This is a genomic window from Geodermatophilus pulveris (assembly GCF_900188375.1).
Classification (GTDB): Bacteria; Actinomycetota; Actinomycetes; order Mycobacteriales; family Geodermatophilaceae; genus Geodermatophilus; species Geodermatophilus pulveris.
On the sequence record NZ_FZOO01000003.1, the window covers coordinates 348,760 to 372,969 of the forward strand.

18 protein-coding genes and 2 tRNA genes are annotated in these 24,210 nt (G+C 75.9%); 12 read left to right on the forward strand and 8 right to left on the reverse strand.

Going from position 1 to position 24,210, the window contains the following annotated elements; translation table 11 throughout:
- Nucleotides 1-58: 58 nt before the first annotated feature.
- Nucleotides 59-2,071 carry a tetratricopeptide repeat protein gene (locus CHB98_RS22300; RefSeq protein ID WP_245821015.1) on the reverse strand — a complete coding sequence of 671 codons (2,013 nt, stop codon included), beginning with the start codon at nucleotides 2,069-2,071 and terminating at the stop codon, nucleotides 59-61.
- 196 nt (nucleotides 2,072-2,267) lie between these two features.
- Between CHB98_RS22300 and CHB98_RS08425 the strand changes: the two genes are divergently transcribed.
- Nucleotides 2,268-3,089 carry an alpha/beta fold hydrolase gene (locus CHB98_RS08425; protein ID WP_089305131.1) on the forward strand — a complete coding sequence of 274 codons (822 nt, stop codon included), beginning with the start codon at nucleotides 2,268-2,270 and terminating at the stop codon, nucleotides 3,087-3,089.
- A gap of 1,401 nt (nucleotides 3,090-4,490) precedes the next feature.
- Here the strand turns inward: CHB98_RS08425 and CHB98_RS08435 are convergent.
- Nucleotides 4,491-4,563: transfer RNA gene (locus tag CHB98_RS08435), tRNA-Lys, on the reverse strand.
- Nucleotides 4,564-4,740: 177 nt separating this feature from the next.
- Here CHB98_RS08435 and CHB98_RS08440 point away from each other — a divergent pair.
- The 4 genes from CHB98_RS08440 (at nucleotide 4,741) to CHB98_RS08455 (ending at nucleotide 7,838) form a co-directional block, all read left to right on the forward strand.
- Entirely contained in the window at nucleotides 4,741-5,934 is a 1,194-nt protein-coding gene (locus CHB98_RS08440; RefSeq protein WP_089305133.1) for a L,D-transpeptidase, read from the forward strand.
- 63 nt (nucleotides 5,935-5,997) lie between these two features.
- On the forward strand, nucleotides 5,998-6,402 hold the full coding sequence (locus tag CHB98_RS08445) for a hypothetical protein (protein ID WP_089305134.1): 405 nt from the start codon (nucleotides 5,998-6,000) through the stop codon (nucleotides 6,400-6,402).
- Nucleotides 6,403-6,474: 72 nt separating this feature from the next.
- The gene (locus tag CHB98_RS08450) at nucleotides 6,475-7,554 is read left to right on the forward strand and encodes a sialidase family protein (protein ID WP_089305135.1); all 1,080 of its coding nucleotides are present in this window, start codon (nucleotides 6,475-6,477) and stop codon (nucleotides 7,552-7,554) included.
- Nucleotides 7,555-7,556: 2 nt separating this feature from the next.
- Entirely contained in the window at nucleotides 7,557-7,838 is a 282-nt protein-coding gene (locus CHB98_RS08455; RefSeq protein ID WP_089305136.1) for a MoaD/ThiS family protein, read from the forward strand.
- Nucleotides 7,839-7,920: 82 nt separating this feature from the next.
- Here CHB98_RS08455 and CHB98_RS08460 read toward each other — a convergent pair whose 3' ends face one another.
- Both CHB98_RS08460 and CHB98_RS08465 read right to left on the reverse strand, forming a co-directional pair.
- The gene (locus tag CHB98_RS08460) at nucleotides 7,921-8,166 is read right to left on the reverse strand and encodes a hypothetical protein (protein WP_089305137.1); all 246 of its coding nucleotides are present in this window, start codon (nucleotides 8,164-8,166) and stop codon (nucleotides 7,921-7,923) included.
- Nucleotides 8,167-8,304: 138 nt separating this feature from the next.
- The gene (locus CHB98_RS08465) at nucleotides 8,305-9,927 is read right to left on the reverse strand and encodes a peptide chain release factor 3 (RefSeq protein ID WP_089305138.1); all 1,623 of its coding nucleotides are present in this window, start codon (nucleotides 9,925-9,927) and stop codon (nucleotides 8,305-8,307) included.
- 741 nt (nucleotides 9,928-10,668) lie between these two features.
- Between CHB98_RS08465 and CHB98_RS08470 the strand changes: the two genes are divergently transcribed.
- From CHB98_RS08470 to CHB98_RS08480, 3 genes are all read left to right on the forward strand, one after another.
- On the forward strand, nucleotides 10,669-14,292 hold the full coding sequence (locus CHB98_RS08470) for an ATP-binding protein (RefSeq protein WP_179224324.1): 3,624 nt from the start codon (nucleotides 10,669-10,671) through the stop codon (nucleotides 14,290-14,292).
- Nucleotides 14,289-15,695 (forward strand): FAD-binding oxidoreductase, encoded by a 1,407-nt coding sequence (locus tag CHB98_RS08475; protein ID WP_089305140.1) that lies wholly within the window; start codon nucleotides 14,289-14,291, stop codon nucleotides 15,693-15,695. The genes CHB98_RS08470 and CHB98_RS08475 overlap by 4 nt, the downstream gene beginning before the upstream one ends.
- A gap of 86 nt (nucleotides 15,696-15,781) precedes the next feature.
- Nucleotides 15,782-17,167, forward strand: coding sequence for an FAD-binding oxidoreductase (locus tag CHB98_RS08480; RefSeq protein WP_245821016.1), 1,386 nt, complete (start codon nucleotides 15,782-15,784; stop codon nucleotides 17,165-17,167).
- 63 nt (nucleotides 17,168-17,230) lie between these two features.
- Here CHB98_RS08480 and CHB98_RS08485 read toward each other — a convergent pair.
- Nucleotides 17,231-17,306: transfer RNA gene (locus CHB98_RS08485), tRNA-His, on the reverse strand.
- Between the two features lie 66 nt (nucleotides 17,307-17,372).
- Nucleotides 17,373-18,041: an oligoribonuclease gene (orn, locus tag CHB98_RS08490; protein WP_089305141.1), complete on the reverse strand. Its 669-nt coding sequence runs from the start codon at nucleotides 18,039-18,041 to the stop codon at nucleotides 17,373-17,375.
- 146 nt (nucleotides 18,042-18,187) lie between these two features.
- Between orn and CHB98_RS08495 the strand changes: the two genes are divergently transcribed.
- Nucleotides 18,188-19,357: a hypothetical protein gene (locus CHB98_RS08495; protein ID WP_089305142.1), complete on the forward strand. Its 1,170-nt coding sequence runs from the start codon at nucleotides 18,188-18,190 to the stop codon at nucleotides 19,355-19,357.
- A gap of 71 nt (nucleotides 19,358-19,428) precedes the next feature.
- On the forward strand, nucleotides 19,429-21,084 hold the full coding sequence (locus CHB98_RS22695) for a hypothetical protein (RefSeq protein ID WP_089305143.1): 1,656 nt from the start codon (nucleotides 19,429-19,431) through the stop codon (nucleotides 21,082-21,084).
- Nucleotides 21,085-21,150: 66 nt separating this feature from the next.
- Here the strand turns inward: CHB98_RS22695 and CHB98_RS08505 are convergent, their stop codons facing one another.
- Nucleotides 21,151-21,744, reverse strand: a complete 594-nt coding sequence (locus CHB98_RS08505) for an SACE_7040 family transcriptional regulator (RefSeq protein ID WP_089305144.1) — start codon at nucleotides 21,742-21,744, stop codon at nucleotides 21,151-21,153.
- A 56-nt stretch (nucleotides 21,745-21,800) separates the two neighbouring features.
- On the opposite strand from CHB98_RS08505, the gene CHB98_RS08510 reads away from it, so the two are divergent.
- A complete protein-coding gene (locus CHB98_RS08510) occupies nucleotides 21,801-23,414 on the forward strand; it encodes a carboxyl transferase domain-containing protein (RefSeq protein WP_089305145.1) in 1,614 nt (537 codons plus the stop codon).
- A 4-nt stretch (nucleotides 23,415-23,418) separates the two neighbouring features.
- Here the strand turns inward: CHB98_RS08510 and CHB98_RS08515 are convergent, their stop codons facing one another.
- A complete protein-coding gene (locus CHB98_RS08515; RefSeq protein WP_089305146.1) occupies nucleotides 23,419-23,943 on the reverse strand; it encodes a ferritin in 525 nt (174 codons plus the stop codon).
- 95 nt (nucleotides 23,944-24,038) lie between these two features.
- Here CHB98_RS08515 and CHB98_RS21550 point away from each other — a divergent pair, with 95 nt between their 5' ends.
- Entirely contained in the window at nucleotides 24,039-24,188 is a 150-nt protein-coding gene (locus CHB98_RS21550; RefSeq protein ID WP_179224269.1) for a hypothetical protein, read from the forward strand.
- The last annotated feature ends 22 nt before the right edge of the window (nucleotides 24,189-24,210 follow it).

The following is a 24,210-nucleotide window of genomic DNA, read 5'->3' on the forward strand; positions in this document are numbered from 1 at the left end:
GCACCGAAGTCCTACGGATTTCGGGACGACCTCATGCCTGAGTCAGCGCCGATCGCTGTCAGAGTTCCCAACGGGTCTGTGCGCGCGGGTCGGGGAGGTAGGCGCAATAGGTCCCGGTGCGGATGGTGCGGCCGAGATGCTCGCCGAGTCGGGGCTGGTGTTCAGCGATCCGGGCGATCGCCTGGCGGACCGCGCGGGTCACCGCGGCCCGGGCGCGCTCGGACGCGGAGGCGGCCCGTCGCTCGCGACCGCTCAGGCCGAACGCGCGGGCGAGCTCCTGGAGGAGGAAGTCGCGTTCGGCCTCAGATTGTGCGGCCCGCTCGGCGTCCCCGGTCTCGTGGGCTTCGGCGAGGTCGTCATCGATCTCCGCGAGGCGCCGCCGGTAGGCCTCCTTCGCCCGTGCGTCCAGCATCTCCCCGGCGTCCCCCAGCGTCGACTGCGCCAGCTCGGCCGCGCGGTGGCCGTCGTCGTCGGCGCCGTGCCCGGCCTCCGCTGCGACGAGGTCCAGCACATGGAACTCCCGCCCGGGATCCGCCAGCAGCCGGGCGAGGTGGCGCATGCCCTTGAGATCGCGCACGCGGACCGTGTCCCCGTCGAAGGTGACCGACCAGTAGTCGCCCTCGCGACGGAACACGTTGGCGCTCGCCATCGGCTGCTCGTCGTCGTGGGGGTCGAGCCGCGCGGGGGCCGGTGACGGGGCGGCCTCGATCCCGTCGAGGATCGCGCGCGCGGCCCGGCGCTCGAGCGCGGCCCGGTGTTCGCTGCCGCGGGCGGCATGCGCCGCCGCCAGGGTCAGGCGCGCGTGCGCCGCCTCGTACGGTGCGCCGACCTCGTTCCAGAGTCGCGCCGCGTCGGAGGAGGACTCCTCCGCGCCCGCCGCGTCGCCGTCGGCGAGCCGCACCCGTCCGCGAGCTAGGGCGGCAGCTGCCGCCAACGGCTTGTTCTCGAACCGGGCGGCCACGAGTGTCAGCTCGTCGGCGGCCGACCGAGCGCGGCCGATGTCGCCGGCGGCGATCTCGATCTGGACCTGTGCCTCGAGCAGCGGCGCGCGCTGCAGGTCGGTGTTCGGTGGTCGCTCCTTCGACGGCACGCGGAGAGGGCGCTCGAGCGCGTCACGGATGGAGGCCACGGCGGCGGCCGCATCACCTCGCGCCAGGCGCACCAGTGCGAGACCCGGTTGGGGATCCCATCCGGCGCGATGACTGGCCAGCAGGGCCTCCTCGGCGCCGGCGACGTCCCCCCTGTGCAGGCGGATGCGTCCGAGCTCGTTCAGTGGCCAGCCGAGCTCGCGCCTCAGGTAGGGCCGCAGCTCCTCGCAGGCCATGAGCGCCTGGCGCTCCGCCTCGTCGCACGACCCGCGCAGTCGGAGCACCTCGGCGCGGTGAACCCGGCATCGCCCGTGCAGGCTGCCCATCGCGCTCGCCTGGCACCACCGCTCCATCGCCTCGGTCCACTGCTCGGCGACGTCGTACTGGGCCAGGCCCTGGAGGGCGCAGACGAGTTCGCAGTAGACGACCCCCGTCGACAGCGGATCCAGGTCGCCGGAGACAGCCGCCACCCCGGCCTGGTCGAGCAGCGCCAGGCCCTGCTGGACGTCGCCGTCCAGGATGAGCAGCCGGGCCTCCGCGACCCGACCGATGGCGGCGGCCGCGGGATCGCAAGCCGAGCCCACCTCGACGGCTTGCCGGACCCAGTGCCGGGCTGCGGACAGATCGCCGGTCAGCATCCGCTCGTAGGCGCGGACGACCCCCAGCCACGCGTGCACCGGCGTCCGGCCTGGCCCGTCGAGGAGCCGATCGGCCCGTGCCAGCCAGCCCCGCACCGGTGCCATGAGGGCGGTGTCGAAGAGCAGGTGCATGGCGACGCGGACGGCCGCTCCCGCGGCCGCGACGTGGTCGTCGGCTCGCATCGACGCCGCGTGCGCCCGCTCCCACGCCTCGATGGTCACGTCCAGGTGGCCGGCGGTGTAGGCGACCTCGCCCAACAGCGGCAAATCGGAAGCGGGCAGGAGCCCATCCGCGTCCGCGGCTACGAGGAGGTCGAATGCCTGCGGCCAGTCGCCCTGCGCCACTGCGGAACGGGCGCGCCCGACCAGGCCGAGACCTGGACCAGCGTCCTCGCTCATTGCATGCCTTCCCAGCCGTTGCCGGTGGGAGCCGGGGCTCTCAGGGCCGACCGTAACCGTGCCGGTTACCGCCGTAACAGTCCTTCTTCCGCATCCCAGGTGGGGGCTCCGAGTCCCCGGCTAGGCAGACCAAGGAGGAGTCATGGAGCGAGCCCAGGTCAACGGTGTCGAGCTGGAGTACCAGGTGGTCGGTTCGGGCGAGCCCGTGCTGCTCATCAGCCCCGTCATCGCCGACGGGTTCCTGCCGCTGCTGTCCGAACCGGCGCTGGCTGATCACTACCAGCTGATCCGGTACCACAAGCGGGGCTGGGTCGGCAGCACCCACACGCCGCCGCCGGTGACCATCGCGACGCATGCGGCCGACGCCGCCGCGCTCCTCGAGCGCCTGGGCGTGCCGCGCGCCCACATCGCCGGTCACTCCAGTGGGGCGGCGGTCGGAGCCCAGCTGGCACTCGACCGTCCCGACACCGTGCAGACGCTGGCGCTGCTGGAGCTGTCCCTGCTCTCGGTGCCGAGCGGCGAAGCCTTCTTCGAGCAGGCCGGACCCGCCTTCGCGGCGTACGGGAGCGGCGATCACGAGGGTGCGATCGCCGCGTTCATGAGTGTCGTGGGCGGCGCCGACTGGGCGACGTGCCGGGCCCTGCTCGACGAGCGTCTGCCGGGGGCAGTGGCGCAGGCCGTCAAGGACGCCGACACCTTCTTCGGTATCGAGCTTCCGGCCCTCGCCGAGTGGGCATTCGGCCCGGCAGATGCAGCCGGAATCCAGTGCCCCGTGCTGTCGGTGCTCGGCGCGGAGACCCAACCGCTGTGGGTGGAAGTCGCCGCGTTCCTCCGCTCGTCCGTCCCGCACGTCGAGGAGCGCGTGGTGGACGGCGTCGGCCATCTCCTGCACGTCCAGCGGCCCGAGCCTGTCGCCCGCGCGATGGCCGGATTCCTGGCGGGACACCCCATGGCCGGCGGTTGAGCGGCGAGGAGAGCGAGAGCATCACCAGACTGGGCCGGCCGTGGGCGGTTGGGTGGTCCCTCAGGACGGCTCGGGTGGGCTCGCGGATCACGCCGTTCCGGTCCGCACACGGTCCGCAGAGTCCGCAGGGAGTCCGGAACTCAGCCAGCATCGGTCGTCGCCGACCAACAGCGCCCAACGATGAAGCCGCAGGTCAAGCCCGGATTCCATCGATCACCGCACGCAGCCGTGCATCCCGGGTCAGTTCTGGGTCTTCGACTCCGCCGGATCTCCCCAGTGAGCTGAGGACGGCGACCACGACGGTCGGCACGCTGCGTCCGCTCGGGCGGCAGGCCAGGTCGGCATGGACTCCACGGTCTGCTCGCCGCCGTCTGAGGACGCGGGTCGACGGGGCTGCTCTCCGATCATGTCTTCCGCCGAGCGGCAGTCCGAGGTCTTGGACCTCGTCGTCGGCGCTGACGGCTCCGGCAGCGTCGACGCCGCGCAACTCGCTCGCTTGGGCGTCGAGCCCGGCACTCACCTGAGCGTCGTGCCCATCAGTCCGGTCCGGGCGGCGGAGCGCCGCCGCTCCGTGCGAGGAGCTCTGGCCGGTCCAGGGCCGGCGCCGAGTCCGGAGGACTTCGACGCCGCCAGCTCCGCCGCGGCGCGGGACGCGGCCGACCGCTACCGCCACGGCGGCGTCTGGGACCCGACGACCCGGTGAGGGTCGTCGCCGACACCCACGCGCTGGTCTGGTACCTGCTCGACGACCCGGATCGCCGGCTCTCGCCGGCTGCGATCACTGCGCTGGAGCAGGCGGAGTCGACCGACGGCGTTGCTGTGTCCGTCGCCTCGGTCGTCGACCTCTGGTACGTGATCCGCACGCGGGGGGACGTTCACCGACGAGCAGCTGCACCAGGTCGTCGGGCTGCTCCGCGACCCGGAGACCTCGCTCGAGGCCGAGCCGATCACCCTGGCCGTCACGGCGGCGTTCCGGCAGATCCCCCGTGACGTTCTCGGTGACCCGTGGGACCGCTTCATCACCGCCACGGCCATGGCCCTCGGCCTGCCGGTGGTCACCCGCGACTGACGCATCCGCGAGTCAGGAGTGGTCGACACGATCTGGTAGCGGCGCCGCCCTCGTCACGAGGCGCCACGTCGCATCAGTGCCTCGTGGACGGGTGCAACCAGCATCGCGGCGTCCGGGCCGGCGTCCATGGCCTCGGGAGGCCGTCGATCCCGTCCCGGTCGGCAGTCCGGTGGTGCTGTCCTGAGGTCCGGGTGCCCTCGCCGGCTCGTCGGAGCGCCGCCCGCGCGTGGGGGTTTCCAGGGGTTTTCCATGGCCCCGCCCGGGCGGCGACCATCTCGGCAGGGAGCCTTCTCGCAAACCCGCAGGCCGGAGGGGTATGAGAGGTGAGAAGGTGCGCCATCAGGGACTCGAACCCCGAACCCGCTGATTAAGAGTCAGCTGCTCTGCCAATTGAGCTAATGGCGCGGTGTCTTCCGGTTGCGCCGGGCGACAGCCGAGAACGATACCAGCGCCGTGCCGCGGCCTCCCGGGTGGTCCCCGGTCGGCGGTGGCCGATCCCGTCCCGCGGTCCCGTGGAAACTGGATGGCCGGTGCAACCAGTCGTCCGCAGTCGGCGGCCGGCCACGAGACGGAGGGATCACCATGCGAGGCGCGTCCGCGCTGGTCACGGCGGTGGCACTGGTCCTGCTGACCGGCTGCCAGGGCGGCGGGGCGACGGCTGCGGCCCCGGCCGGGACGCCCACGTCCCCGCCGGCCACCGAGGCGCCGGTGCCCGCGGCGGTCCGGGTGTCGCCGGCCGACGGTGCGACCGACCTCTCCCCCCGGGTCCCGCTGGAGGTGGCCGTCAGCGACGGCGAGCTGACCGGCGTGCGCGTCGTCGACGGCGCGGGCGCGGAGGTCCCCGGCTCGGTGGCCGACTCGCCCGCGGACCCGGCCGTCGACCTCTGGACGCCGCACGCCCCGCTGGCCTACGGCGCCCGCTACACGCTGACCGCCACCGCCGCGGGGGAGGTCGGCGGGCCCGCCTCGGCCGCCACCACGTTCACCACGGCGACCCCCCGGGCGCAGCGCACGCCGTCCATCGGCCCCCTGGACGGCCAGACGGTCGGCGTCGGCATGCCCATCCGGGTGTTCTTCGAGCAGCCGGTCACCGAGAAGGCCGCCGTCGAGCGCGCCCTGCGGGTCACCAGCTCCACCCCGACCGACGGGGTCTGGCACTGGACGAGCGACACCGAGGTGCACTTCCGCCCCTCGCAGTACTGGCCGGAGAACACCGACGTCACCCTGGACGCCGCGCTGTACGGCGTCCCGCTGGGCGACGGCGTGTGGGGCCGGACCGACCGCACGGTCTCCTTCCGGGTCGGCGAGCGGCACGTGTCGGTCGCCGACGCCGCCACCCACCGGCTGGCGGTCCACGACGGCGACCGGCTGGTGCAGGACTTCCCGATGAGCGCCGGCAGCCCGGACGACCCCAGCGCCAACGGCCCGCACGTCGTCACCGAGATGAACCGCGACCGGGTGATGGACTCCAGCACCTACGGCGTCCCGGTCGACAGCCCCGACGGCTACCGCACCCCGGTCCGGTACGCCGTCCGCATCTCCGACAGCGGCGAGTTCGTGCACGCCGCGCCGTGGTCGGTGGCCCAGCAGGGCCGGGCCAACGTCTCCCACGGCTGCATCAACCTCTCCACGGCCGACGCCCGGTGGTTCTTCGAGTTCTCCCAGCCCGGCGACGTCGTGGAGATCCGCGGCTCCGACGGGGGCACGCTGCGCTCGGACATCGACGACTGGACGATCCCGTGGGAGCAGTGGCGCGCCGGCAGCGCGCTGGCCTGACGGTTTTCCCGCGCCCCGGCGGGGGAAGTGCTCACCACCGTCCCTGAGCGCGAGGAGAGTGCCGTGGACACCTGGGTGGTCGTGCTGGTCGTCGCCGTCGCGGTGGCGCTGTTGGTGGTGCTGGCCCTGGCGCTGGCCAAGCGCAACCGGATCAACGGGGCGCGCAAGCGGGAGCAGGCCCGTGAGGCCCTGCGCGAGGCCGAGGAGCGCCGTACGCAGGCCGAGGAGGAGCAGGCGGCTGCGGAGGCGCAGGCCGCCCGCGCCCGGCGGGAGCGCGCCGAGATGGAGGAGCGGATCCGGCTGGCCGAGGAGGAGGCCCGGCGGCGCGCGGAGCAGGCCGGCCAGCACGCCGCGGAGGCCGACCAGCTGCGCGCCCGGGCCGAGAAGCTGGCCCCCGGGCTGGCCGACGAGCGCACCCGGCCGGCCGCCGGCCCCGACCAGCCGACCGGTGGCGCCACCCGCCGCTGAGTTCGTCACCCCCCGGGAGTCTCATCCTCCGAGGGGCGCGCCCGCGCCCGCCCGACCCACCGGAGGGGCGCCATGACCGACCTGCTCGCCATCGGCACGCGCAAGGGCCTGTGGCTGGCCCGCAGCGACGACGACCGCCGCACCTGGACCCTGGGCGGGCCGCACCTGCTCGCCCAGGAGGTCGCGGCGGTGGCCGTCGACACCCGCGGCCCCACCCCGCGGGTGCTGGCCGGCATCCAGTACGGGCACTGGGGCCCCACCGTCATGTGGTCCGACGACCTCGGGGCGAGCTGGCAGGAGACCGAGACCGGCGCCATCCGCTTCCCCGAGGACACCGGCGCCGCGCTGGCCCGTGTCTGGCAGCTGCGCCCCGACGGCGCCGACCGGCCCGGAGTGGTCTGGGCCGGCTGCGAGCCGCACTCGCTGTGGCGCAGCACCGACGGCGGCGGCAGCTTCGAGCTGGTCCGCGGGTTGTGGGACCACCCGCACCGGCCTACCTGGGAGCCCGGCGGCGGGGGAGGGGCGGTGCACACCGTGCTGCCCGACCCCGCCACCGACCGGGTGACCGTCGCGATGAGCACCGGCGGGGTGTACGTCAGCGAGGACGGCGGCAGCGGCTGGACGCCCCGCAACACCGGCATCACCGCGCCGTTCCTGCCCGAGCCGCCGCCCGAGTACGGGCAGTGCGTGCACAAGGTCGCCGTCGACGCGGCCGGGCCGGACCGGATGTACGCGCAGAACCACTTCGGCGTCTTCCGCACCGACGACGCCGGACGCTCGTGGACGTCGATCGCCGGCGGGCTGCCGGCCGACTTCGGCTTCCCCGTCGTCGCCTCCCCGGTCACGCCGGGCACCGCGTGGGTGGTACCCCTGGTGGCCGACATGGAGCGGGTGCCGCCCGGCGGCCGGCTGCGCGTGCACCGCACCCGGGACGCCGGGGCGACCTGGACCGAGCTCGGCGCGGGGCTGCCCGACGGGTGCTGGGCCGCGGTCGTGCGCGACGGCGCCTGCGCGGACGGCGCCGACCCGACCGGGCTCTACCTGGGCACCCGCGACGGCTGCGTCTACGCCAGCCGCGACGAAGGGGACACCTTCACCCAGGTGGCCGCGCACCTGCCCGACGTGCTCGTCGTCCGCGCCGCCCGGATCTGACGGTGGGCGTCGAGGTGGTGCTGCCCGGCGTCCTGGCCGACCTGGCCGGCGGGAGCCGGCACCTGCAGGTGGAGGCCGGCGGCGGCACGCTGGGCGAGCTCCTCGACGCGGTCGCCGCCGCCCACCCGGCGCTGGGCCGCCGGATCCGGGACGAGGCGGGCGCGCTGCGCCGGTTCGTCAACGTCTACGTCGACGGCGACGACGTCCGCTTCGGCGGCGGCACGGCCGCCCGGGTGCCCGACGGAGCCGTCGTCCAGGTGCTGCCGTCGGTCGCGGGGGGCTGAGCGGACAGGGGCGTGAGTGGCGCAGCGAGCGCCGGCGAGCGAGGAGCGGAGGGCCCCGCCGGAGCGAACGGGCGGCACCGGGTCAGAGGACGGCCAGGGCGCTGCACTCGGCGCACAGCTGGGCGTCGTCGTGCCCGTCCGGCGGCCACAGGGTCTGCTCGTCCACGGCGACGTAGGCGCCGCACAGGGCCTTGCGGCTGCGGCCGGTCACCCGGCCGATGGTGGCGTGCGCGGGTCCGATCTGCCGCGGGACCAGGCCCTCCGCGCTGCCCACCGAGCCGACCATCACGACGGCGTGCGCGGTCCCGTAGGAGTAGGCGAGAGTCATGGCCCCAGGGTCGTCACCGGCGGCTGCGCCCGGCCAGCACCCGGGGCAGCGTGTCCGGCGCACCCGCCCCGGCGACCCCTGCCGCCCCCCGCGGCCCGCCCGCCCCGGTCCGGGAGGCGTCGCGCCCCGGCGGCGCGGTCAACCGAGCTGGGCGGCCACCAGCGGTTCCAGGGTCAGGTGCGGCTTGCCCTCGCGGACGACGCGGGCCACCCACTTGGTGGTGAACAGCGCGAGGAGCTCGCCGTCGGACCGCCGCAGCACCTCGGTGCCGCTGCTGGCGGTGATGCCGGCCACGGAGGCCTCGTCGGTGCGCATGGCGAGGCCGTAGGGGAGCGGCTCCAGGTGCACCGGTGCGCCGAACTCGTGGGCCATGCGGTGGGCGGCGACCTCGAACTGCATCGGGCCGACCACGGCGAACACCGGCGCGGCGTCACCGCGCCGGTCGGAGCGCAGCACCTGGACGACGCCCTCGGACTCCAGCTGGGCGATCCCGCGGCGGAACTGCTTGTGCTTGGCCGTCTCCACGCTGCGGGCGACGGCGAAGTGCTCGGGGGCGAAGGTGGTCAGCGGGGGGAAGGCGACGGGCGGCCCGGCGTAGAGGGTGTCGCCGACGTGCAGCGCCGAGGCGTTGACCAGGCCGACGACGTCCCCGGGGTAGGCGACGTCGATGCTCTCCCGCTCCCGGCCGAAGACGTGCTGGGCGTACTTGGTGGTGAACGGCCGGCCGCTGGCGGCGTGGGTGACCACCATGCCGCGCTCGAACACACCGGAGCAGATGCGGACGTAGGCCAGCCGGTCGCGGTGGGCGGCGTCCATGCCCGACTGCACCTTGAACACGAACCCGCTGAACGGCGCGTCGACCGGGCGCACCGCCCCGTCGGCGTCCGGCCGGCCGGCCGGGGCGGGCGCGAGGTCGACCAGCACGTCCAGCAGCGCGCCGACGCCGAAGTTGGAGACCGCGGAGGCGAAGAGCACCGGGGTGGTGACCCCGGAGAGGAACAGCTCCTGGTCGTGCTCGCCGGCGGTGGCGGTCAGCAGGTCGACCTCCTCCAGCGCCCGGGCCCACGCCTCGGGCTCCCGGGCGGCGGCCTCGGCCGCCGACACGTGCTCCTCGGGGGCGACCGTGGCGCCGCCGGCGGTGCGGGTGTAGCGCCGGTAGCCGCCGTCGCGCCGGTCGAGCACCCCGCGGAAGTCCCCGGCGATGCCCACCGGCCAGGTCAGCGGCGTCGGGGTCAGCCCGGTGCGCTCGGCGACCTCGTCCATCAGCGCCAGGGCGTCCCGGCCGGGGCGGTCCCACTTGTTCACCACGGTGACCACCGGGATGCCGCGGTGCCGGCAGACCGCGAACAGCTTCATGGTCTGCGCCTCGAGGCCCTTGGCGGCGTCGACGAGCATGACCGCGGCGTCGACCGCGGTGAGCACCCGGTAGGTGTCCTCGGAGAAGTCGGCGTGCCCGGGGGTGTCGAGCAGGTTGACCACGGTGTCGCGGTGGGCGAACTGCAGCGCCGCGGAGGTGATGGAGATGCCGCGGGTGCGCTCCATGTCCATCCAGTCCGACACGGTGCCCCGGCGGCCGGCCTTGCCGTGCACCGCGCCGGCCTGGCCGATCACCCGGGCGTGCAGGGCCAGCGCCTCGGTGAGCGTGGACTTGCCGGCGTCGGGGTGGCTGATGACGGCGAACGTGCGCCGGCGGGCGGCCTCGCCCACCACGTCGGACGACGCCGCCGCGGGGTCGGGCCGGGCCGCGGTGGTCGTGGACATGAGCGTGTCTCCCTGGGGTCGCGTGGTCGTCCCTCCTGTCGGCGGAGGCGGACCCGGCGCCGGGACCGCGTCCCAGGCCGGGTGACCCGGCGAGTGCGCACGGTACGTGTGTCCTCGGACCCGGCGGCCGAGAGCTCCGGGGCCGCCCGCGACCGGAGGAGCAGGCGACGTCCCGCGAGCCCGCCTCGGGACCGGCGGTGGCGGGGGCCGACCTCCGTCCCGGTGGTGCCGCCGGTCCTCGACACCGCGGCCGGGTACCGGAGGATCGCGGGCCTCGATCAGGAGGTGCTCCGGGGCCGACGGGGGCGGTCCCGTCCTCCCCGTCGTCCGGCCACGGTGACCACGTCCCGGGAACCAGGGTGGGCGCCGCGACGACGGTCCCGGGGCCGCGGCCGTCCCGCCCACCGTCCGGCGGTGGCGCGTCCGCCGCCGACCGGCCGTTCCCGCCGACCGTCCACCGGCGGGAGCTGTCCTGGCCGACCGTCGCGTGGTGCGACCCGTGTCGGCACCGCTCGTCGCCACCACGGCCCGTGCCGGCCCTCGGCGTCGGCGCCGCCTCGCGCACGTGAGCACCGACTCCGGCGGCGCGGTCCCCGGCGGACCCACCGAGACCCCCGCGGGCCCGACGAGCGTGAGGACGCCTCGACGGTGCGGCGCCCGGACCCGACCGGCCTCCCGTGCCCGGACCCCTCCACGCCGGCGGGCCGCTGCTCTAGCTTCTCGTGCCGAGGGAGGCGCGCCGTGGAGGGCACCGGGCAGCTGCGGATAAGCCTGCTGGGGCCGTGCGCGGCCTCCTCCGCCGGGACGCCGCTGGACCTCGGCGGCCCCCGCCAGCGGGCCGTCCTGGCCGTCCTGGTGTTGGGCCGCGGCGAGATCGTGCCGGTCGAACGGCTCACCGAGTCCGTCTGGGGCGACCGGACGCCCGCCGACCCCGCCGGCGCCGTGCAGGCCTACGTCTCCCACCTGCGCCGGCGGCTCCAGCCCGGCAGCGCGGCCCGCCGCCGCTCGGCCGTGATCGTCAGCGGCGGCCGGGGCTACGCCGTCCGGTTGCCGCCGGACGCCGTGGACGTCTGGCAGTTCGAGCAGCTGCTCGACCGCGCGGCGACCACGGACGACGCGGTGACCGCCGCCGAGCTGCTCGCCGAGGCGTTGGCGCTGTGGCGCGGGCCCCCGCTGGCCGAGTGGGCCGACGAGCCGTGGGCGGAACCGGAGATCGCGCGGCTGGCCGAACTGCGCGCCGTGGCCCGCGAGCGCCTGGTGGCCGCCAAGCTCGCGCTGGGGGAGTCGGCGCTGCTGGTGGCCGACCTGGAGGCGATGGTCGCCGAGGAGCCGCTCCGCGAGGAGCGGTGGCGGCTGCTCGTGCTCGCCCTGTACCGGGCGCACCGGCAGGCCGACGCCCTCGGCGCGCTGCGCCGGGCGCGCGCCACGCTCGCCGACGAACTCGGCGTCGACCCCGGTCCGGCCCTCCGCTCGCTCGAGCAGCAGGTGCTGGAGCAGTCCCCGGCGCTGGCCGCGCCGGTGCGCCCCACGCCCGCCCTGGCCGGGCCCGGGCAGGACGGGCCCGCACCGGCGGTACCGGAGGACCTGCTCGACCGGGACCGGGAGCTCGCGGCCCTCCGCGGCGCGTTCGACGACCTGGCCGCCGGCGAGCCCCGGCTGCTGCTCATCGAAGGGCCCGCGGGCATCGGCAAGACGCGGCTGCTCACCGAGGCACGGCGGCTGGCCGCCGAGCGGTCGTTCCGGGTGCTCACCGCCCGCGGGAGCCAGCTGGAGAAGGCCTTCGCGTTCGGAGCCGTCCGCCAGCTGTTCGACGCCTGCCTGAGCACGCCGGACCGCCGCGGCGAGCTGCTGGCCGGAGCCGCGCACAGCGCGCGGACGGTGTTCGGCCCGGTCCCCGGTGAGTCCCCGGACGGCTCGTTCGCGGTGCTGCACGGGCTCTACTGGCTGGCGGTGAACCTGACCGCGTCCGGGCCCGTGCTGCTGGCCGTCGACGACCTGCAGTGGTGCGACAGCGCCTCGCTGCGGTGGCTGGCCTACCTGGCCCGCCGGCTGGACGCGGTGCCCGTGCTGGTCGTCGGCACGGTGCGCACCGGCGAGCAGCACGCCGACGAGGAGCTGCTGACGGAGCTGTCGCTGGAACCGGCCGCCGTCACCGTCCGGCCCGAGGCCCTCTCCCCGGAGGCCACCGCCGAGCTGGTCGGTCGGCGGCTCGGCGAGCCCGTGTCCCCGCTGTTCGCGCTGGCCTGCCAGCGGACCACGTCGGGGAACCCGCTGCTGCTGCGCCAGCTGCTGCGGGCGATGGAGGCCGACGGGGTGCGGCCGGACGCCGCCCACGCGGACACGGTGGTCGCCATCGGTTCGCGGGCGGTGTCGAGCATGGTGCTGATGCGGGTCCGGCGGCTGGCGGGTGCCGCGCCTGCGGCGGCCCGGGCCGCCGCGGTCCTGGGGGACGGCGCGGCCCTGCCGGTGGTCGCCGCCCTGGCCGAGCTGCCCGAGACCGACACCGCGGCCGCGCTGGCCGGACTGGCGCGGGCCGAGATCGTCCGGGACCAGCAGCCACTGGCCTTCACCCACCCGCTGGTGCGGGAGGCGGTCTACCGCTCGCTACCGGCCGCCGAGCGGGCGCTGATGCACGAGCGCGCCGCCCGACTGCTCCGGGCGGCCGGCGCCAGCGACGAGCAGGTCGCCGCGCACCTGCTGCTGGCCCCCGTCCGCGGCGACGAGGCGACCGTCGAGGTGCTCCGCGGCGCGGCCCGCACCGCCGCGGACCGGGGAGCTCCCGACAGCGCCGTCACCTACCTGCGCCGCGCGCTCGACGAGCTGCCGGCCGGGCCGCTGCGCTGCGCGCTGCTCACCGAGCTCGGGTTGCTGGAGTCGCTGATCGACGGCGCCGCCGGCACCGAGCACCTGCTGCAGGCCTACGAGCTGCACTGCGACGACCCGGAGCGCGACCCCAGGGGCCGGGCGGACATCGCGGTGGCCATCGCCCGGACGCAGGTGTTCGCCAGCCCGCCCGGTGTCGCCACCGCCTTCGCGCGGCAGGCCGCCGAGGCGCTGCCCGCCGACCTCGACGACCACCGGCAGGCGCTGCTGGCCATCGAGCTGACCAGTGGCTACATGCACGCCCTCGACCCGGCCCGCTGGCGCCGTCCGATGCCCGAGCCGCACGGCGAGGGCCACGGCGCGCAGATGCTGGCCGCGGCGCTGGCCTACGACGTGACCATCGAGGGCGCCGACCGGGAACGGGCCGTGCGGCTGGCCCGCTGCGCCCTCGCCGGCGACCGGCTGTGGGCCGTGGACCACGGGCTGTTCTGGGTGATCGCCGCGATCATCCGGATGCTCGCCGACGACGACCTGGGCGACTTCTGGGCCCGCGCCCGCGCCGAGGCGCACGCGCGCGGCTCGCTGTTCGCCGTCCTGTCGACGAACCTGTGGCAGGGTTTCTGGCACTGGCGCCGGGGTGAGCTGGCCGAGGCCGGCTCTTGTCTGGACAACGCGTTGGACGAGAGCCGGATGTGGGGCGGTGCGGGCATCGTGCCGCCCTTCGCGCACGCCTTCCTCATCGGCGTCCACCTGGACCGCGGCGACCTCGCCGCGGCCCGGGCCGCCGCCGACGCGGCCGGCACGGGCCCGGGACCGGGTGACGGGGGCCGGCTGCTGCAGCACGCGGTCGCGCGGGTGCTGACCGCGGAGGGGCACCACGAGCGTGCCCTGGCCGTGCTGGACGCCGTTCCGACGCCGGTACCGGTGCCCAACCCGGTGTGGAACCCGTGGCGCAGCACCGCGGCGCTCGCCCTGCGCGGGCTCGACCGGACCGGTGAGGCGATCGCGCTGGCCGAGGAGGAGGCCGGGCTGCTGCGGCGCTGGGGGGCACCGAGTCACCTGGGTGCGACACTGCGGCTGCTCGGCGAGCTGCGCGGCGCCGAGGGGCTGCCCGAGCTGCGGGAGGCGGTCGCCCTGCTGGCGTCGACGTCGGCGGTGGTCGACCTGGCCCGCGCCCGCTGCGCGCTCGGCGCCCGGCCCGAGGTCCCCGGCCGGGAGGCCGTGCCACTGCTGCGGTCGGCGGTGGAGGACGCGCACGCCGCGGGAGCGCTGGGGATCCGTGACCGGGCCCGCGCCGCGCTGCAGGCACGGGGATGCCCGGACGCCGTGCACCGCGAGGACGTCCGGTCTCCCACGGCTACCGACCGCCGGATCACCGAGCTCGCCGCCGCCGGCCGGGGCGTCCGGGAGATCGCCCAGCAGCTGTTCCTCACGCCGGGCACGGTGCAGGCGGTGCTGGAGCGGGTCTCCGCCGACGGCCTCAAGTCCTCCTCAAGTCCGTCGGGGGACCGTCGGTCACTGACACTCGGGAGGACCCCGTGACGCAGCAGCAGATCGCGACGGCACCGCCGTCCCGGGCGATGGGCCTGCGGGGGCTGTGCGGTGGCTCGGTGCAGCTGCCGGGCGACCCGGCCTACGACATGGCCCGCTCGCCGTGGAACCTGCAACTGCGCGACCACCCGGCCGCCGTCGCCTATCCGGCCTTCCCGGACGAGGTGGCCGAGGTGCTCCGGGCCGCCGCGGACGCCGGTCTGCAGGTGGCCGCCCAGGGCACCGGGCACGGCGCCCCGCCGCTGGCCGGACGGCTGGCCGACGCCGTGCTGGTGCGCACCTCGGCGATGGCCGAGCTGGCCGTCGACGCCGACCGTCGCATCGTCCGCGCCGGCGCGGGGGTGCTGTGGGGTGACCTGGCCGACGCCATCGGCCGGCACGGCCTGGCCGCGCGGCACCCCTCCTCCCCGGACGTCGGGGTGGTGGGCTACAGCCTGGGCGGCGGCATCGGCTGGTACGCCCGCGCACTGGGCCTGCAGTGCAACGCGGTCACCGCCGTCGAGCTGGTGCTGGCCGACGGCACGTTCGTGCGGGCCACGGCCGACGCGGACGCCGACCTGTTCTGGGCGCTGCGCGGCGGCGCGGTGCCGGTGGGCGTGGTGACCGCCCTGGAGTTCGAGGTGTTCCCGCTCGACACCGTCGTGGCCGGCGCGCTCGCCTGGGACTGGACGGCGGTGGAGACGGTGCTGCCCGCCTGGGTGCGCTGGTGCGCCGACGCGCCGGACGAGGTGACGACGGCGTTCCGGCTGCTCGAGGTGCCCGCCGTCGACCCCGTGCCCGCCCAGCTGCGGGGCCGGCGGATCGCGATGATCGACGGTGCCGTGCTGGGTGAGGAGGCCGGCGCCGCCGAGTTGCTGGCGCCGCTGCGCGCGCTCCGCCCCGAACTGGACACCGTGGCGCCGGTTCCGGCCGCGTCCCTCGTGCGGCTGCACCTGGAACCGGAGGGGCCCACCCCGGCCTATGCCAGCAGCGCGCTGATCGGTGGGCTGCCGGACGCCGCCATCGCCGCCGTCGTCGCCGCGGTGGGCCCCGGCTCGGGCTCCCGGCTGACCGCGGCCGAGCTGCGCCAGCTCGGTGGCGCACTGGCCCGACGCGATCCCGCCGGTGGTGCGCTGGCCGCCCTCGACGGGCAGTTCCTGGCGCTCGGCCTGGGCCTGGGTGGCGCGGACGACGAGTGGGCCCGGCAGCGGGAGGAGGCCGCCCGGTTCCTGTCCGCGGTGCAGCCGTGGGCCACCGGGCGGCAGTACCTGCCGATGCTCGACGAGCGCACCGACACCCGGAAGGTCTTCCCGCCCGGCGTGCACGCCCGGCTCTCGGCCATCCGGGACGCCGCCGACCCCGGCCACCTCTTCGTCGCCACCCACCACGCCGGGACGACCGGCACGGCGACCTGAGACCACGCCTCAAGGCCGCCCCAGGTTCCCCGCAGGCACCGGCGCGCAGGGTTCCTCCATCAGTCGGACCCGACCTGGAGGACCCCGTGACCATCACCCTCGACGCCCCCGCCGGCACCACGTTCGACGTCCTGCGCGCCGAGCTGACCGGCTCCCTGTTCACCCCCGACGAGCCGGAGTACGACGCCCTCGTCTCGCCGTGGAACCTCGCCGTCCCGATGAGGCCGGCCGCGGTCGTCGCCGTGGAGACTGCCGCGGACGTGGCCGCCACGGTCCACTTCGCCGGCGCGCACGGGTTCACTGCCGGTGTGCAGGCCACCGGCCACGGCGCGGAGCGGTCGCTCGCCGGTCACCTGCTGGTGGTCACCCGCGGCCTCGACGAGTGCACCGTCCACCCGGAGGGCTGGGCGCGGATCGGCGCCGGGGTGAAGTGGGCGACCCTGGTCGCTGCCGCAGCGCCGCACGGCCTGGCCGGGGTCAACGGCTCCACCACCGACGTCGGCATCGTCGGGTACACCACCGGCGGGGGCGTCGGCCCGCTGGCCCGGACCTACGGCATCAACGCCGACCGGGTGCGTGCCTTCGAGGTCGTCACCGGCGACGGTGTGTTCCGGCGGGTGACCCCGGAGCTGTACCCGGACCTCTTCTTCGCCCTGCGCGGCGGCAAGGGGGCCGCCGGCATCGTGACCGCGATCGAGATGGACCTGATCCACCTGCGGACCTTCTACGGCGGGGCGGTCTACTTCGACGCCGTCGACGCCGCCCGGGTCATCGACCGCTGGCGCACGTGGGCCGACGAGCTGCCGGAGCTGGGGACGACGTCCCTCGTGCTCTTCCAGTTGCCGCCGCTGCCCGAGATCCCGCCGCCGCTGGCCGGCCGGATGACCCTCGGCGTCCGCTTCGTGTGGACCGGCGACCCGGCCGAGGGTGCCCGGCTGCTCGACCAGCTGCGCGCCGTCGCCCCGGTGGTGCTGGACGACGCGGCGGTCAAGCCCTACACCGCGATCGACTCCGTGCACGCCGACCCGGTCGACCCGATGCCCGTCGTCGACCCGGCGATCCTGCTCGACGCCTTCCCGGCCGAGGCCGCCGACCGGCTGCTCGCGGTGGCCGGCCACGGCTCGGGCTCACCGCAGGTGATGGTGGAGGTCCGGCACCTGGGAGGCGCGTACGCCCGGGAGGGCGCACACCCCTGCGCGTTCGACCACCGGGCGGCCCGGTTCTCCGTGCTGACCGTCGGGATGGCGGTGGACGAGGACTCGGCGGCGGTCGCGCTGGCCCACGCCGACCGGCTGTTCGCCGCGCTGGCCGACTGGGACACCGGCGGGGTGTGGCCGAACTTCGGCGTCCCGCACGACGCCGTCTCCGCCCGGCGGTGCTACACCGAGCCGACCCTCGCCCGGCTGCGCGAGGTCGTGGACACCTACGACCCGCACGGCGTGCTGCAGGCCGGTGCCTACACCCGGGCCTGACCGGTCCCGGTGCTCGCGGACGGGGAGAGGCCCTGGTCGGCGGACCGACCAGGGCCTCTCCCGTGGGGTGAGTGACGGGGCTCGAACCCGCGACACCCAGGATCACAACCTGGTGCTCTACCAGCTGAGCTACACCCACCGTGCGCCCCGGGCACACCGCTGCGCGGCGGTCGGCCAGGGACGGCGCCCACGATACCGGAGACGCTCAGACCCCCGACGCGGCCGGTCCCGGGGCCGCGGCGTCCTCGGCGGCGAACAGGCCGGCGAAGGAGTCGGCGACCCGGGTGGCGGCCGCCTGCGCCTGCGCGGTGGAGGGCCCGGGGGTGTCGACGAACAGGGTGCGGCGGTAGTAGGCCAGCTCGCGCACCGACTCGATGATGTCGGCCAGCGCGCGGTGTGCCAGCCCCTTCTGCGGCTGGGCGAAGTACACCCGCGGGAACCAGCGGCGGGCCAGCTCCTTGACCGAGGAGACGTCGATCATCCGGTAGTGCAGGTGGTCGTCGAGCTCGGGCATGTCGCGGGCGAGGAACCCGCGGTCGGTGCCGATCGAGTTGCCGCACAGCGGCGCCGTCCGCCGCTCGGGCACGAACCGCCGCACGTAGGCGAGCACCTGCTGCTCGGCCTCGGCGAGGGTCAGGGTGGAGGCGCGCACCGCCTCGGTGAGGCCGGACTTCGCGTGCATCTCGGTGACCACGTCGACCATGCCCGTGAGGTCGGCCTCGTCGACGGAGATGACCAGGTCCAGGCCGGGGTCCAGGACGTTCAGCTCGGAGTCGGTGACCAGCACCGCGACCTCGATCAGCTTGTCCCGGGTGAGGTCCAGCCCGGTCATCTCGCAGTCGATCCAGACCAGGTGTCCCGCACTCTCCGCCACGACCGAGGACCCTACGTCCCGGCCGTCCGGGGTGCCCGCAGGACGCGGGCCGCCGCACCCGCCACTCCGGTGCCCGCGGGAGGCCGGGGACGGCGCCGTCCCGCGGCTACGCTGCGCCGGCCGTCCCGAGCCGAGGAGCCGCCCCCGTGCCGCACGCCATGCCCGCCGTGGCCGGCCGAGCGCTGCCGCCGGCCCCCGGGTCGGCGGCCGCCGCGCTGCGCGCCCCGGTGGCGACCCTCCGGTGGCTGTGGCCGGCCTACGTCACCCCGGGCCGCCCCGGGCGCCCCACCACCCAGCAGGAACTGCGCTGGGTCTACGGGGCCTGGCTGGGCGCCCTCGCGCTGAAGGTGCTCGGCTCGTCGTGGGACGTCTCCTGGCACTTCCGGTGGCTGCGCGACGACCTCGCGCCGCCGCACCTGCTCAACACCGCCGGCACCGCCGTCGTCGTCGCCCTGGTCCTGTTCCACTCCCACACCGGGTACGGCGTCGACCGGTGGGCGCTGAGGCTGGTGCAGGCGGGCACCGCGACGTTCCTCGTCGCCGTCCCCGTCGACCTCGTCAACCACCGGGTCAACGGCCTGGACATCACCAGCTGGAGCCCCAGCCACGCGCTGCTCTACGCCGGGACGGCGGTCATGCTGGCCGGGGTGCTGCGCGGCTGGTGGCGGTACGCCGCGCCGGGGCGGGTCCGCGACGCCGTCGCCCTGGGCCTGTGGCTGCTCACCGTCGAGAACGTGCTGTTCCCCAACCAGCACCAGGAGTACGGCGTGCTGTCGCTGCGCGCCTACGAGGCCGGGGCGACGACGGCCGAGCCGCAGCTGCTGGACTTCGCCGTCGCCCAGGGCCAGAGCCCGACCTCCTTCATGCTGCCGGTGCCGTCGTGGGTGCACCCGGCCTGGCTGCTGTGCGCCGGGCTGCTCTGCCTCGTGGTCGCCCGGCGGGTCACCGGCCTGCGGTGGGCCGCGACCGGCCTGGCCGCCGCCTACCTGGCCTACCGCGCGACGGTGGGGCTGGGCCTGGAGGTGACCGGCTTCCCGCCGTCGGTGCTGCCGCTGGCGCTGCTGGCCGGGGCGGTCGCCGTCGACGTCGCCGTCGGCCGCGGGCTGCCGGGGTGGCTGGCCGGCCCGCTGGTCGCCGGCGCCACGTACCTGGCCGGCGCGGTGCTCGCGGCGGCCGGCGCGCTGCCGCCGTGGGACTGGCGGGCGGCGGTGGTGCTGCTCACCGGGACGGCGTTCACCCTGCTGTGGGTGACGCTGGACGCGGTCGCGCGCAGCCGGTGGCCGGTGGCCTGGCGGGGCGGCGCGCCGACCGGCTGAACGTCCGGGACCGGCCCGTCACGTGACGTAGCGTCGGCCGCGCCACCCCCTGACCCGCCCCGGAGGACGACGTGCTGGCCCTCACCCCCAGGCCGCTGCAGTGGGCGGGGGAACGCGCGCTCTTCGCCGAGCTGGCCCGCTGGGACACCGGGGGTGCGGTCCGCGGCGCGGTGGTCGCCTCGCTCCCCGTCGTCGACGGGCCGGTCGGCCGCCGGCTCGCCGACGCGGTGCTGTTCGTGCCGGAGGGGCTGGCGCTGGTCCGCGTCGCCGAGGTCCCCCGCCAGCACGGCGTGGTCACCGCGCTGCCCGAGGGCTCGTGGACCATCGGCCCCGAGGCCGGCCGGCCCGGTGAGGTGCTGCAGCTGGCCGGTGGCGGGTCCACGCCGCTGGACGGGCTGATGCGCGCCGGCATGGACACCGCGGTGCGGCTGCGCCGCGCCGGCCTGGAACCCGGCCGGATCGCCCGGCTCACCGTGCTCGTCGGCGACCTCGCGGGGCTGGTGCCGGCGGACGGCGACCTGGGCGAGGGCGACCAGGTCGCGCTGCTCGAGCCCCGCTCGCTGCTGCTGGGCATCGCCCGCGCGTCCCGGTACGCCGGCGTCGCCAACCCCCGGCTGTGGACGACGGCCGACGTGCGGGCCGCGCTGGAGGCCCTGGAGCTCGACGGCCGCACGCCGACGACGCAGGAGCTCAACGGCGAGGGCTTCCCCTACTCGCCCTACGTGCTGCGCACCCCCGAGCTGCTCGCCCCCGCCGCGATGGCGGCCGCCGTCCAGACCGCCGTCCCGCAGGCCCCGCCGCCGAGCCCCCCGGCCCCGCGCGCCGTCCCGCCGCAGCCGGCGGCGCCCGCCGCCGGCCCGCACCCCACCCTGGTCGGCCCCACGCCCGGCGTGCGCGAGGAGGGGACCGGCGGTCTCGGCGGGCTGTTCCCCGACGACGACCCCGCGCCGACCCCGACCCCGACCCCGACCCCGGCGCCGGCACCGGCGCCCGCGCCGCGCGGCCCGGAGCAGGCCGCCGTCGCGCCCTCACCGGCCCCGCGCCCGGCCCGGCCCGCGGGCGTCCCGCTGGTGGGCCCGCGCCGCCGGGAGCGCCCGGCCGCGCGGACCGCGCTGCTGGTGGCCGCGGTCCTGCTGCTCGTCGTCGTCCTCGGCGTCGGGCTCACCACGGTGCTCGGCGGGGTCGACGACGCCCCCGCCCCCGCCGCCGCGCCCTCGGCCGCCGGGCAGGCCGCCGCTCCCGCCGCCGGGCCGGAGCCGGGCGACCGCGAGACCGTCGACGGGCGCACCTTCGTCCTGCAGCGGGTGCAGACCGACCCCACCTGCACCGGCAACGCCTACGGCGCGGTGGCCGAGTTCTTCGCCCGCACCGACTGCGCCGGCCTGGCCCGGGCGCTGTACTCCACCGACGTCGACGGGCGCCCGGTCGTCGTGTCCGTGTCGGTGGCCGACATGGGCGGCGCCGAGGGCGCGCGGGCGCTGCGCGAGCTGGCCGACCGGGACGGCAGCGGCAACGTCAGCGACCTGCTGCGCGAGGGCGTCCGCTACCCGGCGGGACCGGAGGAGCTCTCCGACGCCCAGTACGCCAGCGCGGTCGCCGGCGGCGCGGTGACCATCGTGGAGTCCGCCTGGGCCGGGCGGGGCCCCGGCGGGTCGGCCGCCGACCTCGACGTCGTCGCCTCGACCGCGCTGGTGCTGCCCATGCCGCAGCCCACCCCCACCACCTGAAGCCCAGGCATTGGAGGCAATGCACACCTCCGGTGCCCGCAGAACGCATGCATCGGTTCCTATGCCTCAGGCGGTGGCGGCGGCCTCGGCCATCGCGGCCAGCAGCGCGGCCGTCGTCCGGCGGGGCAGCCGGCCGGCGGAGTGCGGCGTGGAGTTGACCAGCCCGAAGACGGCGTGCGCGCGGGCCCGGTTGGTGGCGGCGTCGGCCTCCGGGTGCAGCCGGCCCAGCACCTCGACCCACACCTCGACGTAGCGGCGCTGCAGCCGGCGGACCTGGGCGGCGTCGTCGGCGGCCAGCGAGCCGAGGTCGCGGTCGTGCACGGTGATCAGCGCGGGGTTGTCCAGCGCGAAGTCGACCTGGAAGGCGACCAGCGTGCGCAGCTGCGCCAGCGGGTCGTCGCCGGCGGCCGCCACGCGGGCGGTGCCGCCCTCCAGCAGCCGCTCGCTGATCCGCAGCAGCATCTCGGCGAGCATCGCGTCCTTGCTGGCGAAGTGCCGGTAGATCGCCGGCCCGGTCACCCCCACGGCCGCGCCCACGTCGTCCACGCCGACGGCCCGCGCCCCGCGCTCGGCGAACAGCTGCGCGGCCGCCCGGAGGATCTGCTCCCTGCGCGACGGCCGCGCCGCGTCCGCGTGCAGCGCGGTGTTGGCGTCCGTCACGCGCTGATGTTAACGCCCGTTGACCCGCCCTGTGAACCACCGTTAACATCGCGGCCGTGGACGCTCCCGTGCTGGCCGGCAGGCCGGCCACCGACGCCGGCGCCGGCGCCCGCCACGCCGGGGCGCACGCCGCCCTCGTCGCCGACCTGGCCGCCCAGCTGCGCCGGGTGGCCGACGGCGGCGGCGCGCGGGCCCGCGAGCGGCACGTGGCCCGCGGCAAGCTGCTGCCGCGCGAGCGGGTCGACGCGCTGCTCGACCCCGGCAGCCCCTTCCTCGAGCTCTCCCCGCTGGCCGCGCACGGGATGTACGACGACGAGGCGCCGGCGGCCGGGATCATCACCGGCATCGGCCGCGTGGCCGGCCGCGAGTGCGTCGTCGTCGCCAACGACGCCACCGTCAAGGGCGGCACCTACTACCCGATGACGGTGAAGAAGCACCTGCGCGCCCAGGAGGTCGCGCTGCACAACCAGCTGCCTTGTGTCTACCTGGTCGACTCCGGCGGCGCGTTCCTGCCCATGCAGGACGAGGTGTTCCCCGACCGCGAGCACTTCGGCCGGATCTTCTTCAACCAGGCCACCATGTCCCGGGCCGGCATCGCGCAGATCGCCGCCGTCCTCGGCTCGTGCACCGCCGGCGGCGCCTACGTGCCGGCGATGAGCGACGAGGCGGTCATCGTCCGCGAGCAGGGCACGATCTTCCTCGGCGGCCCTCCGCTGGTGAAGGCGGCGACCGGCGAGGTGGTCACCGCCGAGGAGCTCGGCGGCGGGGACCTGCACAGCCGGGTCAGCGGGGTCACCGACCACCTGGCCGAGGACGACGCGCACGCCCTGCAGCTGGTCCGCCAGATCGTCGGCACCCTCGGCCCGCGCAGCCCGCGGCCGTGGGACGTCGAGCCGGTCGAGGAGCCGCGGCACGACCCGGCCTCGGTCTACGAGGTCGTCCCCCCGGACCCGCGCACGCCCTACGACGTCCGCGAGGTGGTCGCCCGGCTGGTCGACGGCAGCCGGTTCGCCGAGTTCAAGCCGCTGTACGGGCAGACCCTGGTCACCGGCTTCGCCCGGCTGCACGGCCACCCGGTCGGCATCGTCGCCAACAACGGCGTGCTGTTCGCCGAGTCCGCGCTCAAGGGCGCGCACTTCATCGAGCTGTGCGACCGGCGCGGCATCCCGCTGCTGTTCCTGCAGAACATCTCCGGCTTCATGGTCGGCCGCGACTACGAGGCCGGCGGCATCGCCAAGCACGGCGCCAAGATGGTCACCGCCGTCGCCTGCGCCCGGGTGCCCAAGCTGACCGTCGTGATCGGCGGCTCCTTCGGCGCCGGCAACTACTCGATGTGCGGCCGGGCGTACTCGCCCCGCTTCCTGTTCACCTGGCCCAACGCGCGCATCTCGGTGATGGGCGGCGAGCAGGCGGCCTCGGTGCTCGCCCAGGTGCGCCGCGACGGGCTGGAGGCCCGCGGCGAGGAGTGGCCGGCCGAGGAGGAGGAGGCGTTCAAGGCGCCGATCCGCGACCGGTACGAGCACCAGGGCCACCCCTACTACGCCACCGCCCGGCTGTGGGACGACGGCGTCATCGACCCCGCGCAGACCCGCACCGTGCTCGGCCTGGCCCTGTCCGCCTGCGCCAACGCGCCCCTGGAGGAGGTCGGCTATGGCGTCTTCCGGATGTGAGGGCTCAGGCCCCGGCGACCGGCGGGGCGGTCGGGTCGGCGGCCTCCGCGGTGACCTCGCGGAGCACGTAGTCCTCGATCGTCTCCAGGTCGTGGGTGGAGCGCTTCACGATGGTGAGCAGGTCGCTCATCTTGCTGACCTCCTCGATCTGCTCCTTGATGAACCACTGCATGAACTGGTCGGAGGCGAAGTCGTTCTCCCGCCGGGCGACGCCGATGAGCGCGTTGATCTGCTCGGTGACCCGCTTCTCCTGCTCCAGGGCGAGGGCGACCGGGGCCACGACGTCGGCGAACTCGTTGACCGGGGCGGGGATGCCGGGGATGCGCACCGGCGCGTCGGAGTCCAGCAGGTAGCGGACCATCATCATGGCGTGCTCGCGCTCCTCCATCGCCTGGTCGAAGAAGAGCTGCGCCGTCCGGGGCATGGTCAGCTCGTCGAAGTAGACGGCGCACGCCACGTACTGCTGGTGGGCGGCGAACTCGTGACCGACCTGCGTGTTCAGCAGCTCGACGAAGGCGGGGGCGGCCATGGGGTCTCCCGGGGTGAGGTGGCGTGGATGGCACGGTATCCGCTGACCGGCCGGTGCCTGTCGACCGGCGGAACAGGCGAGGCTAACCTCACCCGGTGGGGAAGCGCGGGCGGATGCCCAAGTCGGAGTGCTGCCAGGACAAGCCGCGCTGCAAACGCTGCCCCCTGCGGGCCCTCGCCGAGGGGACGCTCCCGCCGGGCTACACGGTCAAGAAGCGCCGCCTGGTCAAGGTCGGCAAGGCCTGACCCATCCGGCTCCCGGCGCGTC

Coding starts and splice junctions, on each gene's coding strand:
- CHB98_RS08425 (WP_089305131.1), top strand. CDS start 2,268: ATGGAGCGAGCCCAGGTCAACGGTGTCGAGCTGGAGTACCAGGTGGTC.
- CHB98_RS08440 (WP_089305133.1), top strand. CDS start 4,741: ATGCGAGGCGCGTCCGCGCTGGTCACGGCGGTGGCACTGGTCCTGCTG.
- CHB98_RS08450 (WP_089305135.1), top strand. CDS start 6,475: ATGACCGACCTGCTCGCCATCGGCACGCGCAAGGGCCTGTGGCTGGCC.
- CHB98_RS08460 (WP_089305137.1), bottom strand. CDS start 8,166: ATGACTCTCGCCTACTCCTACGGGACCGCGCACGCCGTCGTGATGGTC.
- CHB98_RS08465 (WP_089305138.1), bottom strand. CDS start 9,927: ATGTCCACGACCACCGCGGCCCGGCCCGACCCCGCGGCGGCGTCGTCC.
- CHB98_RS08515 (WP_089305146.1), bottom strand. CDS start 23,943: ATGGCCGCCCCCGCCTTCGTCGAGCTGCTGAACACGCAGGTCGGTCAC.